Raw genomic sequence first — 17,451 nt, 5'->3', positions numbered from 1 at the left:
GCCACGCTCCACGGTACATACCCGCACGACACAGCAATGGGCGTGCCTCGCCTCAGACCCACTCGGGACGTTGGCTCGCGAACAGCACCCCCACCTCCCCGTGGCGAATCCCTTTCCCACCCTGCCCCTCGAAGTCGCCCTCCTGGCGCTTCCACCACCCAGCCACTCGCCTCAGGCCCCCGCCTGGGGCTGTGACTCCTCCCTCAACGAGAGCTCCGGCTCCACCGGCAGCTCCAGCACGAAGGACGCCCCCTGGCCTGGAGTGGTGACGACCTGGACGGAGCCGCCATGTGCTTCCGCGATGCGTCGCGTCAGGTACAGCCCCAGGCCCAGCCCGCCATATTCGTGCGTGGAGACCGCCCGCTCGAAGGGGCCGAAGATGCGCTCCACCGCCTCGGGAGGAACACCGATGCCCCGGTCCGTGACGACCAGCCGGGCACGGTCGCCCACCTGGCCCAGCACCACGTCGACTTCCGCCCCCGCGCCGAACTTGATGGCATTGGACACCAGGTTGAAGAGGGCCTGGTCCACGCGGTCCCGGTCCAACCATCCGCGCACCCGAGCGCCCCGGGTCGTCAACCGCAGCGGGGTCCGCGAGCGCGAGGCCTCCTCAATGGAGCGCTCCACCACCTCCTCCACCAGCGCGGTGAGGTCCACCCACTCGCGCCGCAGCTCCAGCCCGCCCGCCTTGAACAGGCCCACGTCCAGCACGTTCTCCACCAGCCGCGTCAGCCTGCGAGACTGGCGGGCAATCGCATCCAGGCGCTCCAGCAGGAAGCCCTGGCGAGAGTCACCCCGCAGGAGCCCCATCAACCCCTGCACGCGCAGGGTGATGGTGGCCAACGGCGTGCGCAGCTCGTGCGCCGCCACGGCGATGAAGTCCTCACGCACGGCGACGGCGTCGCGGGCCTCTTCCAACAGCCGCGCGTTCTCCAGCGCCATGGCGCACCTGCGCGCCACGTCCTCCGCCAGCACCTGCTCCCGCGTGCGCCGGCCCGTGCCCGAAAGCTCCATCGCCACCGCCAGCGCGCCCACCACCCGCCCGCGCACCTGCAATGGAACGAGCACCCCCGAGCCCTCCGCGCCGGTCCATTCGCTCACCCCTGTCGGCAACGGCGGGAACCTGCCTCGCAGCCCCACCTCGCGTCCTTGCGTCCACCCGGCCGCCGCCACCCGCTCCACCACGCCCTCCGCGTTCTGCAACCAGATGGCCGCGCCCGTCGCCAGCTCGGGCACGAGCAGCCGCGCCACCCGGGGCAGCGTGACGCTCCAATCGGGAGACTCGGCGAGCACCACGCCCACGTCGGCCAGCACGCGCTGCGCGGACTCCGCTCGCCGCCGCTCCGCCACCACGGCCGCCACCGTCAGCGCCGACAGGCTGAGCACCGCCAGGAACACCTGCACGGACAGGCCGCGCTCCGACGCTGACACGGGCAGCTCCCCGAAGGGCCCTCGACCCAGCCGCGTGTACTCCACCGCCACCATGCCCATCACCGCGGACGCGGTCGCCGCCCCTCGCGGGCCCAGCCGCAGCGCCGCGGCGATGACCAGGGGGAACGCGGCGTAGGGCAGCGTGGTGGCGATGGCCGCGGACCCCGCCGGGCCATCGATGTGGAAGACGAGCACGCCGACGAGCGCCACGGCGCCCATCATCAGGAAGGACTCTCCCAGGCGTCTCGGCGGAGAGGACGCGCGCGTCACCGGCCACCACGTCAGTATCAACGGCGCGACGAGCACCGTGCCCAGCGTGTCGCTGAGCCACCAGACAATCCACTCGCTCCTGAATGACGCCGAGCCCAGCCACAGCTCCGCGCCGAGCGCGCCCAGCGTGGCGCTCGGCAGCGCGCCCACCACTCCCCCGAGCAGCAACAACCCGGTGACATCCCCCACGTGGTGGAAGCGCACGGCCTGCCCCACCCAGCGCCGCATCAGCGCCGCGCTCAGCCAGGTGCGAAGCACGTTGCCCAGCGCCCAGGTCGCGGACAGGCCCCAGGGCAGGCCCTGGGACAGCACCGAGCCCAGCTCCGCGGCGAACACAGCGGCCAGCAAGGCGGGCCACATGCGCGTGGGGGAGCGCAGCAGGAACGCCAGCGTCAGCCCCGCGGGCAGCCAGAGGACCGCGCTGCTCAGGGGCGGGAACACGAAGTGGGAGCTGACGACCTTCAGGACCTCGAAGGACACCGCGAGCAGTACCGCGCGCTCCCAGGCGGCGCGCCCCAGCGTGAGTGCCATTCCGACCCCCACCGCAAGGTAAGCAGCCAGGGCGAGGAAGCGCGGCGCGGCCAGGGGAGCGGGAAGGCCCATGTTCGGACGACCGGGAGACCGGGAGACCGGACGACCGGGTGCAGGCGCCCGCGCCCCGTGCCCGCTAGAGTGCCTCCGCCCCGTGCCCTTCGCCTACTACGAGCAGCTCAGCCGCGAGCAGCAACGCATCTATCGGATGAGTGATGCGGTGACGGCCCTCCGGGTGAGGGAGCCCACGACGCTGCGCCCCCAGGTGGAGGCCGTGCGGCAGGCGCTGGCCTCCGGTGAGCGGGCTCCGCTGGAGCGCGCCACCGCGAAGCTGGGGAATGCGCTGTGTGAGCGACTGGATGTCGCCCCCGTCCTAGTGGAGGTGCTGGAGGTGCGCCCCTCGTCCGAGGAGGGCGAGCTGCACGGGCTCTACACCTGGGAGCCGGGGCGCAGACCTCGGCTCCAGGTCTGGATGCGCACCGCGAAGCAGGCGCGCGTGGTGGCCTTCCGCACGTACCTGCGCACCTTCCTGCATGAGCTGTGTCATCACCTGGACTTCCAGCTGCTGGAGCTGTCCCACTCGTTCCACACGGACGGCTTCTTCCAGCGCGAGTCCAGCCTCTTCCACCAGTTGGTCCCAGGCCCCGCGCCGCGCGGACCGAAGAAGCCCCCGCCAGGAGACCCGGGGGCGTAAGGGTGTGGCGGACGACACCCCACCCGGCGGACGACAGGTTTCTTGCACCCGCATGACAGAAGTGGGAACGCGCGCCGCGAGCGAGGCTAGATTCCGCCTCCCTATGGCGCATCTGACTGAAGACAAGAACTTCCGGCTCCCCACCACCGTTCGCCCCCAGCGCTACGCGGCCACGCTGACCCTGGACCTGGACGCGAAGTCCTTCTCCGGACAGCAGACCGTCGACGTGGAGCTGGCCGAGCCCACGCGCGAAATCATCCTCCACGCCATCGCCCTCCAGCTGGGCGACGTCACCTTCCGCTCGGGCAATGCCCAGCACAAGCCCGCGTCCATCCAGCCCGTCGCGGTGAGCGAGACGGTGGTGCTGCGCTTCGACGCGCCGCTGCCCAAGGGGCCGGCCACGCTGGAGCTCGGGTGGACGGGCCCCTTCACGGACGGCCTGCGCGGCCTGTACCTGGCGGGCAAGGTGGCGGCCACCCAGTTCGAGGCCGCCGACGCGCGCCGCGTCTTCCCCTGTTTCGACGAGCCCGCCTTCAAGGCGAAGTGGGCCCTCAGCGTGCGCGTGCCGCGGGGTCTCGCGGTGCTGGGCAACGGCCCCGTCATCAAGGAGGAGCAGGACGGCGCGCTGACGAAGGTGACGTTCCAGGAGACGGAGGTGCTCAGCAGCTACCTCATCGCGCTCGTCGTGGGCCCGCTGGTGGGCACGCCGGAGCAGCAGGTGGGCGGCGTGCCGGTGCGCACCTGGTCGCTGAAGGAGAAGGAGCACCTGACGCGCTTTGGCCAGGACGTGGCGCTGGCGGTGCTGCCCCGGCTCCAGGACTACTTCGGCCTGCCGTATGCCTTCACCAAGGTGGACCAGGTGGGCATCCCGGACTTCGAGGCGGGCGCGATGGAGAACGCCGGCCTGATTACCTACCGCGAAGTCACGCTGCTGCTGGACCCGGCCACCGCGCCCCTGTCCGTGCAGAAGCGCGTGGCGGAAGTGGTGACGCATGAGCTTGCGCACCAGTGGTTCGGCAACTGGGTCACCATGGTGTGGTGGGACGACCTCTGGCTCAACGAGGCGTTCGCCACGTGGATGGCCTTCAAGATTGTGGACCAGTGGAAGCCCGAGTGGCGCATGTGGCTGGACTTCGACTCGCACCGCACCAGCGCGCTGTACCTGGACGCGCTCAAGTCCACGCACCCCATCCACGGCGAGGTGCGCAACGCGGGCGAGGCCGGTGAGAGCTTCGACGCGATTACGTACGAGAAGGGCGGCGCGGTGCTGCGGATGATTGAGGGCTTCCTCGGGGAGGGCCCCTTCCGCGACGGCATCCGCCTGTACATGCGCAAGCACGCGCGCGCCAACGCGGTGAAGGAAGACCTCTGGAACGCGCTGGGCGAGGCGGCGAAGCAGCCGGTGGAGGAGCTGGCCACCGCGTGGGTGGGCCAGAGCGGCTTCCCCCTGGTGACGGCGCGCGTGGAGGGCCGCGAGGTGGCGCTGTCGCAGCAGCGCTTCTACTCCGAGCCCGGAGTGGAGAGCGGCGAGAAGTGGCCGGTGCCCATGGTGCTGCGCTACGAGGACGCCACCGGCGTGCGGGAGCAGCGGGTGCTCTTCCGCGACAAGCAGACCACCGTGAAGCTGGAGGGCTCAGGCGCGGTGAAGTGGCTGTGCGCCAACGCGGGCTCCACCGGCTTCTACCGCATGGCCTATGACAAGGCGTCGCTCGCGGGGCTGGCCACGAACCTCCAGGCCCTGGCGCCCTCGGAGCGCATCTCCCTCCTGGAGGACCAGTGGGCGCTGGTGCGCTCGGGCCGGGGCTCGGTGGCGGACCTGCTGGATTTGACCGCGCGCTTCGGGAACGAGGAGGACGACTCCGTCCTGGACGAGCTGGTGGGCAGGCTCGCGTACGTGGAGAGCCGGCTGGTGGACGGCGAGGACCAGGCGCGCATGCGCGCGTGGGTGGAGAAGCTGCTCAGCCCGGGCCTCAAGAAGCTGGGCTGGCAGGCGACGGCGGGCGAGACGGACCGGGTGAAGCTGCGGCGCTCCGCGCTGGTGCGCGCGGTGGGTGGCCTGGCACGCAGCCCGGAGGCGCTCGCCGAGGCCCGTCCTCGCGTGGCGCGCATGCTCCAGGGAGAGCGCGACGCGCTGGAGCCCAACCTGCTCGACGTCGCGGTGGCCATGGTGGCGCGCGCGGGGGACTCGGCCCTCTTCGACACGTTCCTCCAGAAGATGCCGAACGAGCCGGACCCTGCCACGCAGCGCCGCTACCTGATGGCGCTCACGACCTTCGAGGACCCGGCGCTGGCCGAGCGCGCGCAGGGGCTGTTCTTCTCCGACACGGTGAAGACGCAGGACGTGGCCAGCTTCGTGACGGGGCTGCTCGCCAACCGCACCGGCCGCGACGCGTGGTGGGCGCAGATGCGCAAGCAGTGGAAGGACGTCGTCGCGCGCACGGGAGGCGCGCCCATGCTGGTGCGGCGAATCGTGGAGTCGCTGGGCATGCTGCGCACGCGCGAGCAGTTTGAGGCGGTGAAGGCGCTGCTGAAGGACCAGCCGGTGAGCGACGCCAACCAGGCCACCGCGCAGACGCTGGAGCGGCTGTCCCAGGACGTGGAGCTGCTCGAGCGCTGCGGCCCGGAAGTCTCCGCGTGGCTGAAGCGCCAGGCCTGATGCACACCTCCTGAGAGGCTCTCGATGAAGACCACCTTGACGCCCTCCAGCCTCTCCAGCGCGCGCGAGTCCCTCCGGCGGGCCAACGCCGAGCTCGCGCGCGCCTACCCGGGGGACTCCCCGCGTCGTCAGCCGGTGCACGTCGTGTACGGCGGCGCCCACCTCTTCCGCGCGGAAGCGGCGCGGAAGCTGGGGAACCTGGCGCTGGGGGCCATGAAGGACTACGCGCCAGACGCGGCCGAGCTGGCCCACGGGCTGGGCTTGCCGCAGCGGGGCCGCTTCGCCCAGCGCGTCTACGAGCGCGTGCTGGACAAGCTCGCGCGCGAGCCGGTGGAGGACTACCGCATCGACTTCGAGGACGGCTATGGCCACCGTCCCGACGCGGAGGAGGACTCGCACGCCGTCAGCGCCGCCCAGGAGCTGGCCCAGGGACTGGCGCAGGGCTCGCTGCCGCCGTACGTGGGCATCCGGGTGAAGTCCTTCACCGAGGAGCTGTTCGAGCGGTCCTCGCGCACGCTGGACCTCTTCGTCACCACGCTGCTGGAGCACAGCGAAGGCAAGCTGCCGCCGTCCTTCGTCGTCACCCTGCCCAAGGTCTCCGCGCCCGAGCAGGTGGCCGCGCTCGCCCGCATCCTGGAGGTGCTGGAGACGGAGCACGGCCTGGCGCGCGGCGCCATGGGTCTGGAGCTGATGGTGGAGACGCCCCAGGCCCTCTTCGACAAGGAGGGGCGACTGCACCTGCCGGCGCTGGTGGCCGCGGGCGCGGGGCGGTGCTCCAGCGTGCACCTGGGGCTGTATGACTACACCGCCGCGCTCAGCGTCAGCGCCCACGTGCAGGGCATGCTGCACCCCGCCTGCGACTTCCTGAGGGATTTGGTGCAGGTCTCCCTCGCGGGCACCGGCATCCAGCTGTCCGACGGCGCGACGAACGTCATGCCCGTGCCGCCGAACAGGAAGCAGGGCGACGTGGCGCTGCTGCCCACGCAGCTGCGTGAGAACAGCGAGGCGGTGCAGCGGGTGTGGCAGCTCTCCTACCGCCACATCCGTCACTCGCTGGAGCGCGGCTGGTATCAGGGGTGGGACTTGCATCCCGCGCAGCTCCCCGTGCGCTACGCGGCCGTGTATGCCTTCTTCCTCGAAGGACTGGACACCGCCACCAAGCGCCTCAAGGCCTTCATGGAGAAGGCGGCGCAGGCGACGCTGGTGGGTGACGTGTTCGACGACGCGGCCACGGGCCAGGGTCTGCTCAACTTCTTCCTCCGGGGCCTGAGCTGCGGCGCGCTCAGCCAGGACGAAGCGCTGGCCACCGGCCTCACGCTGGAGGAACTGCGAAGCCGCTCCTTCCGCGCCATCGTCGAGTCACGTCGCGCCCGCGTCGCTTGAGTCGGGCGCTTCCGCGCCGGGAGGACTCAGCTCTCGGCGTCAGCCCGGGCCCGGCGGCGCATCCTCGTTCCCCGGAGGTGTGTCCCCTGTCCTGTCATTCGCCGCGCGATGCGCGCGCACCAGGGCCACGTCGATGGCCACCGCGCCGAGCAGGAAGAGCAACGGGCCCGCGCTCATCCCCAGGCCCAGCAGTCCCCACAGGGTGACGACGCCGGCCAGGATGTACGGGAGCATGGACGGCATGGCGTCACGCGCACGCGGCACGGCGGCCAGCAGCCCCAGGGACATGAGGGCCAGGACGATGAGCGGCGCACCGGGCCGGGCGCGTCCCGACTTCACGAAGAAGGTGGACGTGTTGGTGATGCCCGGCTTCCACGTGTACGGGCTCTCCGTGTACGTGTGGCCCGTGCTCCTGCCGTCCCTGTCCACCTCGTACACGAGCTTGTCGTCGTAGCCGTAGCCGCCCAGGGACGTGGACAGGTGCATCCCCGTGCCCCAGGAGAACAGCAGCGACAGCGCGCACACGGCGGCGCCCGCGCACACCCACTGCTTCAACCGAGAGGCCTCGGGTGAGGGCCGCAGCTCGGGAGCGGACGCGGAGGAGGCCTGGAACACGCGCCACTGCACGTAGCCCAGCACGACAGCGGCCCCTATCCAGACGAGCGGCACCAGTCCGAAGCCCAGGGACAGGAACGCGAAGGTGATGGCCAGCGCCGTGAAGAGGGGAAGGAAGGCCGGATGCGCGGCCACCTGGGCCAGCTTCTCCAGAGGCGGAGGAACGGGGCGGCCCGCGGCGCTCCACTCACGAGCGCCCAGGAGCACGCTGCCCGCGAGCATCGTCACGGACCACGGCAGGCCGATGCTCCCACCGAGGATGGGGAGCCCCGGCAGGAGCACGGCGGCGGCGACGAGCCCCGAGCCCAGCAACGGCAGCGAGCCTCCCGGCAGTCGCTCCCGCAGGCGAGGGTCCTCCAGAATCGACTGCACGGCGCGGCCCGCGGACTCGGCGGTGCGCCGGGCGGACTCGGCGGTCTCCTCGGAGATGAGCGGCTTGTCGAAGGACGACTTCACGTCGCGGCCACAGTGGGGGCACGTGGCGGTGCGCGCTTCGGGAAGGGGCTTGCGGCAGTGGGGACAAGACATGGGGGGCACGCTCACCAGAGCATGTCCTGGTCCTCGGTGACGCCGGGGACGTTGGAGAGCTGGAGCGTCTGGCCGCCCACCGTCACGGTGCCCTCGAAGAAGCCCACGGGTTGCGCGAAGTGGCTGATGATGAGGCGCAGGTTGCGCTCCTCGCGGTGGACGTAGAAGGGCTGGAAGCGCAGGTTCACCGCGCCATCCACCGTCGTCAGCTTCCACGGCGCGAGCAGGTTCTTGGCCTCGTACTCGAAGCGCGCGCGGGCCAGCGGGTACAGCCTGTCCCCCAGCCACAGCGCGTTCTCGTTGGCGTCGGCGTTGCTCTCGTTGAAGCCCTCGACGAGGTTGAGCCCCACGGGCGTCCCGTCGGCGAGCCGTCCCGCGGCGAAGGCCCAGCGCCAGGCCGTGTGCCGCGCCAGGTAGCCCTGCGTGTAGTCGATGCCGCCCACGCCTCCGTCCAGCCGGAAGCGCTTGCCGCCCGCCTCCAGGCTGCCGAAGGACAGCAGGCCGTTGCGCTTCATCGTGACATTCACGAGCCCGTCCCCCTGCACGGGCGCAATCACCGTCAGGGCGGGAGGGCCTCCCGCGACGAGCAGCTCGCCGGCCCACTGGAAGGTGTTGAGGCTGCCGGTGCGCACGCGGCTGACGTCCACCTCCACCTGGTAGCGCTCGTCCTCCTCGCCCCGGCGGATGGACAGCTTGCCGCCCAGCGTCCTGAAGGACGCGGCAAGGCCCGCGCCGGGCTTGTCTCCCAGGGACAGCATGGGGCCCGGAGCGCCCAGGAAGCTCACGTCGCACAGCGGCTTGCGCTCGTGCAGGTCCAACGCCACCGCGAAGGCGCTGGCCGAGTAGCCCAGGTCCACCACCGCGAAGAGGGCGGCCACCTCCGGCGTCGCGACGAAGGTGTAGTGCCACCGCTTTCGCTTGAGCAGGCGCGTGGTCCGGGCTGGAGCCCACCGTCCCAGCAGCTTGGGAAGGTCCACTTCGGGCAGCTCACCCTGGTACGTGCCGAATCGGGGCTCACCTTGCGCGGTGGCCACGGAGGCCGGCGCCAGGGGCAGGAGGGCTTCTCTCTCGGGCGTCATCCGCGCCCATTGGAAGCCAACCGCCGGCCGAAGTCACCCCGGCTCGGCGGGAATGGGCGGAGACCGACGCCTCGACGACATTGGCCGTGACTGTCGGTGTGCCTCTCTCAGCTCCGCCCGAAGATGATGCGCTCCTGGGAGAGCAGCCGCTGGGTGGCGGCCAGGGCCACGAGCGCCAGCGCGATGTTGGACACGATGGCGACGAGGAAGGGCACCGGCCCCAGCGACTCGCCTCGCATCACCTCGCCCGCGAGCAGCCCCTGTCCCAGCGCGGGCACCGCGAACATCCACGCCTTCACCTGTATCGGAGTCATCGCCATGAACGCCCCCGGCAGGGTGGGCAGCATGACCAGCAGGGACAGGTACGTCTGCGCTTCCTTGAAGGAGCGAGCATAGGTGGACACCCACATCTGGAGCGCGGCGGCGCCGAAGGCCAGCGGGAGAATCGCGACGGCCATGCTCAGGATGGCCGCCCCGTCGAAGCGCGCCTTCACCCCGACGTCCTCGAGCGGCAGCTGCCGCACCACGAGCGCGAAGACTCCCAGCGTCACCAGCGTGGAGACCATGGCGAAGCTGACGGTGGCCAGCCACTTGCCCAGGACGATGTCTCCGCGAGACGCGGGGTTGAGCAGCAGCGGCTCCAGCGAGCCCCGCTCACGCTCACCCGCCATGGTGTCGCTGGCCACCTGCAGCCCCCCCGTGAAGGCCATGATCATCAGGAAGAGGGGCACCATGTTGAGCATCAGCGCGGCGGCGCGCTCCGGCGTGGAGAGGTCCAGGTCCTCCACCAGCACGGGGCGGGCCAGCTCCGGAGCCACACCGCGAGCGATGAGCCGCTGGGTCGCCACCTGGCTCGAATAGAGCTCCAGGAGCCGCCGCGCGCGCTGCACGGTGGCGCGCGCGGACTGGCGCGAGCTGTCCACCACGAGGCTCACGTCGGCGGTGTGCCCGGCGGAGAACGACTTGCCGTAGTCCTCTGGGACTACGAGCACCAGGTCGAGCTTTCCCGCGCGGATGAGGCTCTCATGGTCCGCGGGAGCCTCCTTCAGCTCCGCGCCGTTGCGCGCCAGGAAGGCCATCAGGCTGGGCGCATGCTCGCGGCCGATGACGGGCACCTCCAGGATTTTGTCCTGCCGGGTCCAGGAGGAAATCAGGCTGAACAAAATCAGCGTCAGCACGGGCCCCATCATCCCTGTCAGCAGGGACGTGAGCACCGAGCGCCTGTCTCTCAGGTGGTCCTTCAACTCCTTGCGGAAGACCGTCGCAATCAAGCCCCTCATTGAACCAGCCCCTGCTCACTGCCGATGACGGTGACGAAGGCTTCCTCCAGGCTGTCCTTGCCGGTGCTCGCGCGCAGCGAGTCCGGGGTGCCGTCCGCCACCACGCGGCCATGCGCCACCACCACGACGCGCTCGCACAGCGCGGCCACCTCCTGCATGACGTGGCTGGAGAAGACGACGCAGCGCCCCTCGTCCTTCAGCCGCCGCAGCAGCGTGCGCACCGCGCGCGTGCTCATGACGTCCAGCCCGTTGGTGGGCTCGTCCAGGAGCACGTTGCGAGGCCCGTGCACCAGGGCGCGCGCCAGCGCCACCTTCACCCGCTCTCCCTGGCTGAAGCCCTCCGTGCGGCGGTCCGCGATGTCCTTCATGTCCAACAGGTCCACCAGCTCGTCCACGCGCTTGTCGAGCGCGGCGCCCGACAGGCCATGCAGCTCGCCGAAGTACCTCGCGTGCTCGCGGGCCGTCAGGCGCGGGTACAGGCCCCGCGCGTCCGGCAGCACGCCCAGCCCGCGACGGGCCTCCTCCGGACGCGTCACCACGTCCACGCCATCCACGCTGGCGCTGCCCTTGTCCGGCCGTACCAGCGTGTAGAGCATCCGCAGCGTCGTCGTCTTGCCCGCGCCGTTGGGGCCGAGCAGGCCCGTAATCATCCCGTCCTCGGCGGTGAAGGACACGTCCTCCACGGCTGTCACCGGACCGAAGCGCTTGTGCAGGTTCGTGGCTCGAATCATCAGGGCACGGGGCCAGCGAAAGAGGTGAAGACAGGGGGGCGGGTGAGGTTCGCGCCGCAAGCGGGCTTGAGCCCCTCCACGGCGCCGCTCGCCACCAACTGTTGCATCAGCGAGAGGGAACAGTCGGCGCCCAGCGTGTTGTGGCCCACGCCGGGCACCACCACGTGGAGCGAGCGCGACAGCGTGCGCTTGGCGTCCTCGGCCCACGAGGGCGGCGTCACCGGGTCCAGCTCTCCGGAGAGCAGGAGCGTGGGCACGTCCGACACCACCGGCTCGCGATAGCCCGCGGGCAGCGTGGCACGGGGCCAGTCCTGGCACAGGGAGAGCGTCTGCAGGCCGACGTCCGCGCCGAACCAGGTGCCCTTCGCCTCCGCCTCCACCTTCGCCCTGTCGAAAAAGGGCGCGTCCTCCGCGCACGTGACAGCGAAGTACAGTCCGTGGCTCATCCCGCGCCGCATGTCTTTGAGCAAGCCCATGGCCACCGCGGTGAACGCCCCCCAGTCGTCACGCGACGCCCGGTCGAGCATCAGCGGCACCAGCGAGGCGGCGTTCGCGTTGTACAACTGGCTGCGCAGCACGCCGAGGAAGGCCTGCCGCGACAGGACGAACTCCTCCGGCGCCCCCGTCAGCGGGTGCACCACCCGGATGGGCCGCGGCGTCTCCAGCTTCGAGAGCAGCGCCTCGGTGCGCGCGCGCAGCTCGGGATAGGCCTTCGCGCACGCCGCGTCCTGTTCGCAATGGGCGAGCAGCAGGTCCACCGCGAGCTGACCGTCTCGGGGCATGTACAGGGGCAGGTACATGCTCATCGGCGCCACCCCGTCGAGGATGGCCGTGCGCACCCGCTCGGGGTGCTGGCGCATGTACACCAGCGCCGCGCGCGTCCCGTAGGAGATGCCCCACAGGTTGAGCTTCTCGTAGCCCAGCGCCGCGCGCACCTCGTCCAGGTCGTCCATGGCCACGGGCGTGGTGTACTGGCGCACGTCCGCGTCCCAGCCCCCGAGGCACTTCTTCATCTGAGGGAGGCTCTGGCTGTCATCGAAGGCCGCCGACAAGTCCTCCCCCCCCGGGTCGCAGTCCAGCGGGTGTGAGTCGCCGGTGCCGCGCTGGTCCACCAGCAGGATGTCGCGGTGGCGGCGGATGCGCTCGACGGCGGGCAGGATGAACGCCATCCGCGAGGCCGCCTGCCCGGGCCCTCCCGCCAGGAGCACCAGCGGGTCGGGCTGGGGCTGGGCCGCCAGGGCGGGCACCACGACGACCCGCAGGGACAGCTTGCGGCCTGACTTCGCCACGCGGTCCTCGAAGACCTCATACGTCCCGCACTGCGCCTGGGGCGCCAGGCCCTCCAGCCGGCAGGGCTTCAGCGCGATGCGTGGCGTCTCGGCCGCCGAGGCACCGCCCCGGTTGCACGACACCAGCGTCAGCCCCAGCAGCCCCAGCGCCAGCGCGCGTAGGAACCCACGGGGAACACAAGTAGGCATGTGTGGCCTGACCTCCGTCAAAGTCGATTCCCTATGTAGAGTGCGGGCGTTGTACCGCATCCCAAGGATTATGCGCGCGAAGGGGTCTCCCCTCGCGAGCAAGCGCCCCTCCGTGAATCCCCGCCGCGAGGGGCCGTCTGGTGATACGCCCATGCCCACGATGAAACGCGCCGTCCTCGTTCTGGCTGCCCTCTGCTTCACCACGTTCAGCGGCTGCGCCTCCCTGCAGAAGACGCTGAAGGGGGTCTTCAAGAAGCCCACCCTCGTCTTCAAGAAGGCGCGGCTCTCCAGCGCGTCGCTCTCCGACGCCACCGTCGACCTCGTCTACGAGGTCAACAACCCCAACGGCTTCGGCCTGGAGCTGGCGAGCATCGACTACTCCTTCTTCGTCGAGGGCAAGCAGGTGGTGGCCGGCAAGCCCAAGAAGGGCCTGGACCTCAAGGCCAACGGCAAGAGCGAGCTCGTCTTCCCCGCCAACGTGAAGTTCGCGGACATCGCCCCCGTCGTGGAGACGTTCCTCAACAAGGACCGCGCGTTGTTCAAGGCCCAGGGCAGCGTCGGCGTGCAGACGCCCATCGGCGTGCTGAACTTCCCGCTCGAAAAAGAGGGCACCTTCGACGTGCCCAAGATTCCGCAGGTGTCCTTCCAGCCGCCCCGCATCACCAACATCGGCCTCACCAGCGCCACGGTGGAGTTCCCCCTCTCCATCACCAACCGCAACAGCTTCCCCCTGCCCGTCGCCGGAATCACGGGCGCGCTCAAGGTCGCCGGCGCGGATGTGGGGACGCTGTCCACCGGCAACCTGGGCATGCTCGACGGCAGCGGGACGAAGCAGGTGACGCTGCCGCTCACCATCAACTTCGCGCGCGCGGCCTCCGCGGCCGTGGCCCTGCGCTCGGGCGGCAACGCCAAGCTGAGCCTGGATGGAAAGTTGACCTCGGACACCCAGTCCGTGCCGCTCAACCTGAGCCAGCTCGTCAACATCGTGAAATAACGCCCGTCCGGGCAGCAGGCGGGCGGGATGCAACCTCGTGGTTGTCCCAGGGCGCCCTTGCCGTTACGGTTGGGCGCTCCTTGGGGACACACGCCATGCGCCGCATCCTCTTCAAGTCCAAGATTCACCGCGCGACGGTGACCCAGGCCGACCTCGATTACGAAGGCTCGGTCACCATCGACCAGAACCTCCTGCGTGCGGCGGACATCATCGCCAACGAGAAGGTGGCCATCTGGAACGTCACCCAGGGCACGCGTCTGGAGACGTACGCCCTGGAGGGCGAGCCCGGCAGCGGCGTCATCTGCATCAACGGCGCCGCCGCCCACCTCAACAAGCCCGGGGACCTGGTCATCATCGCCACGTTCGCGGAGGTCGAGGACGCCGAGGCCCGCGCCTGGAAGCCCACCGTCGTCTTCGTGGACGCCCAGAACCGCATCGTCCCGGGCCAGACGGAAGAGATTCCGGGGCCCGCTCGCCGGCTCGCCTGAGGGCAGCCGCCCTCTCGTCGCTTTCCCCTCCGCGCGCCTTTTGCCATGCTCGGCCCACCTTTATTAGAGGGGGGCCCATGGCCCCGGAGGAATCACCACGATGAGGCGGATGTGGGTGGGAGCCAGCGTGCTCGCGCTGGGACTCTCCGGTTGTTCCGCAGTGGGCTCTTTCCGGCCCAACCCCAATGACGAGGATCCGCTCTACGGAGCCATCCCCGTCGTCAAGGCACCCCAGCAGGTCCGCTGCGCGGCGCATGGGAAGTCGTCGGTGCGCTCCAGCTGCGACGAGGCGCTCTACCTGGCCACGGAGTACACCCGGCGACTGTCCGTGGGCGACGAAGTCTGCCTGGAGGGTGGCTACGGCGAGGAGCCGGGTTATGCCTGCAAGGCGCGCGCGGCCGTCATCGACACGTCTCCCAACCAGATAAAGCTGGAGGTGCGAGGAGCAAAGCCGGACTCGCGCTGGTTCAACGTGGAGATGCGGCACGCCTGGTACGAAGAAGGCGCGCTGGTGGACCTCTATCTCTCCGAGCGGGGTTATTAGAGGACGCGGGAAACCCGCCCCAAGAGGAGCGTCGACAATGGGCTTCTACGACAGCGTGGCCGAGCGGCTGGCCTTCATGAAGAAGCTGACGCCCGCGGAGCTGAAGAAGCTCGGCTCGGCGCGGCTGTCGGACATCGTTCTCCAGGAGACGAAGCGCGCCCGCGTGCGGGTGGCGGAGCTGGAGAAGCGCTACCCCCGCGCGGAGGTGCGGGAGCTGGCGCAGCGCCTGGTCGACGAGAAGAAGAACCTGGCCAGCATGGTGGGTGGGGTGAGCGGCGTCTTCGGACTCGTCGCGCTGCCGGCGGACCTGCTGTTCATGGCGTATCTGCAGATCATCCTGCTCACCGACCTGGCCACGCTCTACAAGGTCAACCTCAAGACGGAGCGCGCGCGGGGGGAGATGCTGGACTTGTTCGGCTACGCCAATGGTCTGGGCCCCATCCAGCGCTCCAGCCCCAAGGTGCTGGGGAAGCTGGCCGCGCTGATGCTGGAGAAGGGCGGCCTGCACACGCTGGGTCGCGCCATGCCGCTGGTGGCCGCGCCGATAACGGCCTACTTCAACAACCAGCACATCCAGCGCGTGGGCGAGCAGGCCGTGCGCTTCTACGAGGGCTTCGACAAGGCCCACGCCAAGGCCAAGGCCAGCCGCCACCAGCAGGCGAGCTGAAGCCCCCGGACCTTTCGGATCCACGGGTGCCTGGCGCCCGGATTAATTCAGCGGGTCCGATATGCCCTCTTCGCCTCTGCGTTCCCGTTCCCAGGCGGGGCGGAAGCCCCCATCCATGGCGGGCGACTGAATGAACTCCCAAGGGCCGGACCGGGAGCGGCGCTCGAAAAGGCGGAGGCACGAAGATGTCCGAGCTTTCGGCGGAAGTGCGTGTGCAGGTGGCGCGGTTGCGGAACCTGGTCATTGATGTGGCGCGCTGCGGCGCCCTCAGCAGCCCTCTGGGTGCCCTGCCTCACCAGGAGCTGGACCCGATGGAGGTACAGGCCATCTGGTGGTTGAAGGCGGAGAGCCTGCTGCCCGTCAACGTGCTCGCCGACCGCCTGGGGGGTATCGCCCTGCCTCGACTGAGCCGGCTGCTGGACCGCCTGGAGGACGCCAAGCTCGTCCAGCGCGAGCGCTCCGTGCGGCATGATCGCCGCCGCGTGCGAGTGCGCCTCACCGAGCAGGGCCGTGCCCTGGCGGAGCGCGCGGACACGGTGGTGCAGGAGCGGATGGCGCGCCTGTTGATGCCGCTGGGTGGGGAACAGCGCAGCGCGCTGATGGACCTGCTCGAGGGCTGGGTGGAGGCGCTGGGCTGCTGGAACCGCGCGGAGGAGCAGGCCGCCGAGGAGGCCGACGCGGAGAGTGCTCGCGCCACGCCTCACCCCCGCCTCGCCGCCGTCGAGGACGTAGGCGTCACCGCCAACGCGGCCTGACGGCTCGCGCTCCGGCGTGGGGGAACATCACGGAGTACGCTGGGGGCCCTCCTCATCCTGGAGTGGCCCCTGCGACCCGGCAACGCCTCCACGCCGCCCGACCTGCTCATCATCCTGACGGCGCGGCAGCGCCGGCTCCGCCACTGGCCTCAAGGCTGGGCGGAGCAGCACCTGCCCTCGTTCCAGCACCTCGCGCGCAACGGGCTGAGCTTCGAGCGGGCCTTCACCCACGCCTGCATGTGCTCGCCCAGTTGCTCCAGTCGCTGGAGCGGCGCGGCTTCACCGACAACACCCTCGTCGTCCGGCTCGTGGACCCCGACGAGCTGACGAACCTCGCCAACCCTCGGAACATCACCCGGACAGCAGGCACCAGCTCGTGAAGCTGAATGACGCCCTCATCCAGGTGATGCAGACGAACGGCACGACGCCCCCCGGCTTCACCTGGCCCCAGCAGCCCAGCGTCTGACGCCGGAGTGATTCGGCTCCAGGCACCGGACACGCCTGTGGAGCCGGCTCCAGGCTGAGCTCGCTGCCTTGACGGACGGCGACCCGCCGATGGCGGCTACGCGCCCGGCTCGCCCCGTAAATGCAACTTGATTACTTTTAGATATCGGTTGCATATTCGCGGGGCTCGCGAGCCTCACGCCCGTTGCTCCACCCCGGCAGTCCCACAAGGAGAAGTCTCTTGATGAAGCCCCAGTCCCTGCTCCAGAAGTCCCTGCTCGCCACCGGTGTCGTGCTCCTGCTCACCGGCTGCGGAGGCACCGCCCCCGTAGAGGAGGAAGTCACCGCCGACGAGCTGTCCGCCGAAGAGTCCGCGCTGCTCGGCCTGCTGCCCTCCTGCGAGGAGCCGGAGGAGCTGGCCGAAGTCGTGGAGCACGCCTGCATCCACGCGGAGCTGGGGCCCTTCGAGGCCGCCACCGCCGCCGCCCTGGGCGCGCCCGTGCTGGTGGACGTCAGCACGCCTCACACCGCGTACAACCTCACCCTCCCGTGGAGCACGAACTCCTGGGGCTGGGCGGGCCGCGTGTCCTTCCTCCCCGACGAGTCCGGTGAGTTCGCCTTCCTGCTGTCGCGCCACCGCGGCCTGCGCATCTACGACGCGGCGACGGGCCTCGAAGTCGCTCGCGAGTGCCGCTACCAGGTCCCCACCGACGTGTGCGGCGCGCTGAAGACGGCCATCGTCGCGGACCTGGAAGCCGACACCGAGTACTACCTGGAGTTCCGCTCCATCCTGAGCCGCAACGCTGCCTTCTCGCTCGTCATCGAGGAGGCCGGGCACCACCACGAGGAGTAGTCCTCGTCGTCTCTCCACCCGAGCGGGTGC

Annotated in this window: 16 protein-coding genes; 10 read left to right on the top strand and 6 right to left on the bottom strand. The window is 70.3% G+C overall.

All coding sequences use genetic code 11. The features are described 5' to 3' along the window. Window positions 1-171: 171 nt before the first annotated feature. Window positions 172-2,232, bottom strand: coding sequence for a sensor histidine kinase (locus LZ199_RS20225; RefSeq protein ID WP_253995375.1), 2,061 nt, complete (start codon window positions 2,230-2,232; stop codon window positions 172-174). Between the two features lie 154 nt (window positions 2,233-2,386). Here LZ199_RS20225 and LZ199_RS20220 point away from each other — a divergent pair, with 154 nt between their 5' ends. The 3 genes from LZ199_RS20220 (at window position 2,387) to LZ199_RS20210 (ending at window position 6,965) form a co-directional block, all read left to right on the top strand. Continuing rightward, a complete protein-coding gene (locus tag LZ199_RS20220) occupies window positions 2,387-2,926 on the top strand; it encodes a hypothetical protein (RefSeq protein ID WP_253995374.1) in 540 nt (179 codons plus the stop codon). A gap of 103 nt (window positions 2,927-3,029) precedes the next feature. Further along, window positions 3,030-5,582, top strand: a complete 2,553-nt coding sequence (locus tag LZ199_RS20215; protein ID WP_253995373.1) for a M1 family metallopeptidase — start codon at window positions 3,030-3,032, stop codon at window positions 5,580-5,582. 24 nt (window positions 5,583-5,606) lie between these two features. Further along, a complete protein-coding gene (locus LZ199_RS20210; protein WP_253995372.1) occupies window positions 5,607-6,965 on the top strand; it encodes a DUF6986 family protein in 1,359 nt (452 codons plus the stop codon). Window positions 6,966-7,004: 39 nt separating this feature from the next. Here the strand turns inward: LZ199_RS20210 and LZ199_RS20205 are convergent, their stop codons facing one another. The 5 genes from LZ199_RS20205 to LZ199_RS20185 form a co-directional block, all read right to left on the bottom strand. Next, a complete protein-coding gene (locus LZ199_RS20205) occupies window positions 7,005-8,108 on the bottom strand; it encodes a hypothetical protein (RefSeq protein ID WP_253995371.1) in 1,104 nt (367 codons plus the stop codon). 11 nt (window positions 8,109-8,119) lie between these two features. Continuing rightward, window positions 8,120-9,187 (bottom strand): DUF2804 domain-containing protein, encoded by a 1,068-nt coding sequence (locus LZ199_RS20200; protein ID WP_253995370.1) that lies wholly within the window; start codon window positions 9,185-9,187, stop codon window positions 8,120-8,122. A 107-nt stretch (window positions 9,188-9,294) separates the two neighbouring features. Further along, window positions 9,295-10,467, bottom strand: a complete 1,173-nt coding sequence (locus LZ199_RS20195) for an ABC transporter permease (protein WP_253995369.1) — start codon at window positions 10,465-10,467, stop codon at window positions 9,295-9,297. Beyond that, window positions 10,464-11,198, bottom strand: coding sequence for an ABC transporter ATP-binding protein (locus LZ199_RS20190; protein ID WP_253995368.1), 735 nt, complete (start codon window positions 11,196-11,198; stop codon window positions 10,464-10,466). Before LZ199_RS20190 ends, LZ199_RS20195 begins: the two co-directional genes overlap by 4 nt. After that, window positions 11,198-12,676 carry an alpha/beta hydrolase gene (locus tag LZ199_RS20185; protein ID WP_253995367.1) on the bottom strand — a complete coding sequence of 493 codons (1,479 nt, stop codon included), beginning with the start codon at window positions 12,674-12,676 and terminating at the stop codon, window positions 11,198-11,200. Before LZ199_RS20185 ends, LZ199_RS20190 begins: the two co-directional genes overlap by 1 nt. 151 nt (window positions 12,677-12,827) lie before the next feature. On the opposite strand from LZ199_RS20185, the gene LZ199_RS20180 reads away from it, so the two are divergent. The 7 genes from LZ199_RS20180 (at window position 12,828) to LZ199_RS20150 (ending at window position 17,421) form a co-directional block, all read left to right on the top strand. Then, a complete protein-coding gene (locus LZ199_RS20180; protein WP_253995366.1) occupies window positions 12,828-13,670 on the top strand; it encodes an LEA type 2 family protein in 843 nt (280 codons plus the stop codon). A 95-nt stretch (window positions 13,671-13,765) separates the two neighbouring features. Further along, a complete protein-coding gene (panD, locus tag LZ199_RS20175; RefSeq protein ID WP_253995365.1) occupies window positions 13,766-14,158 on the top strand; it encodes an aspartate 1-decarboxylase in 393 nt (130 codons plus the stop codon). Between the two features lie 100 nt (window positions 14,159-14,258). Further along, window positions 14,259-14,702, top strand: a complete 444-nt coding sequence (locus LZ199_RS20170) for a hypothetical protein (RefSeq protein WP_253995364.1) — start codon at window positions 14,259-14,261, stop codon at window positions 14,700-14,702. 37 nt (window positions 14,703-14,739) lie between these two features. After that, complete coding sequence (locus tag LZ199_RS20165; protein WP_253995363.1) at window positions 14,740-15,369, top strand: EcsC family protein; 630 nt, start codon at window positions 14,740-14,742, stop codon at window positions 15,367-15,369. A 185-nt stretch (window positions 15,370-15,554) separates the two neighbouring features. Then, on the top strand, window positions 15,555-16,124 hold the full coding sequence (locus LZ199_RS20160) for a MarR family winged helix-turn-helix transcriptional regulator (protein WP_253995362.1): 570 nt from the start codon (window positions 15,555-15,557) through the stop codon (window positions 16,122-16,124). Window positions 16,125-16,363: 239 nt separating this feature from the next. Further along, the gene (locus tag LZ199_RS20155; protein ID WP_253995361.1) at window positions 16,364-16,504 is read left to right on the top strand and encodes a hypothetical protein; all 141 of its coding nucleotides are present in this window, start codon (window positions 16,364-16,366) and stop codon (window positions 16,502-16,504) included. A 308-nt stretch (window positions 16,505-16,812) separates the two neighbouring features. Continuing rightward, the gene (locus tag LZ199_RS20150) at window positions 16,813-17,421 is read left to right on the top strand and encodes a hypothetical protein (RefSeq protein ID WP_253995360.1); all 609 of its coding nucleotides are present in this window, start codon (window positions 16,813-16,815) and stop codon (window positions 17,419-17,421) included. Window positions 17,422-17,451: the final 30 nt, after the last annotated feature.

It is taken from the genome of Myxococcus qinghaiensis (genome assembly GCF_024198215.1).
In the GTDB taxonomy this organism is placed as follows: Bacteria; Myxococcota; Myxococcia; order Myxococcales; family Myxococcaceae; genus Myxococcus; species Myxococcus qinghaiensis.
Note: the sequence above shows the minus strand (reverse complement) of the source record. Positions and strands in the feature narration are given on the sequence as shown.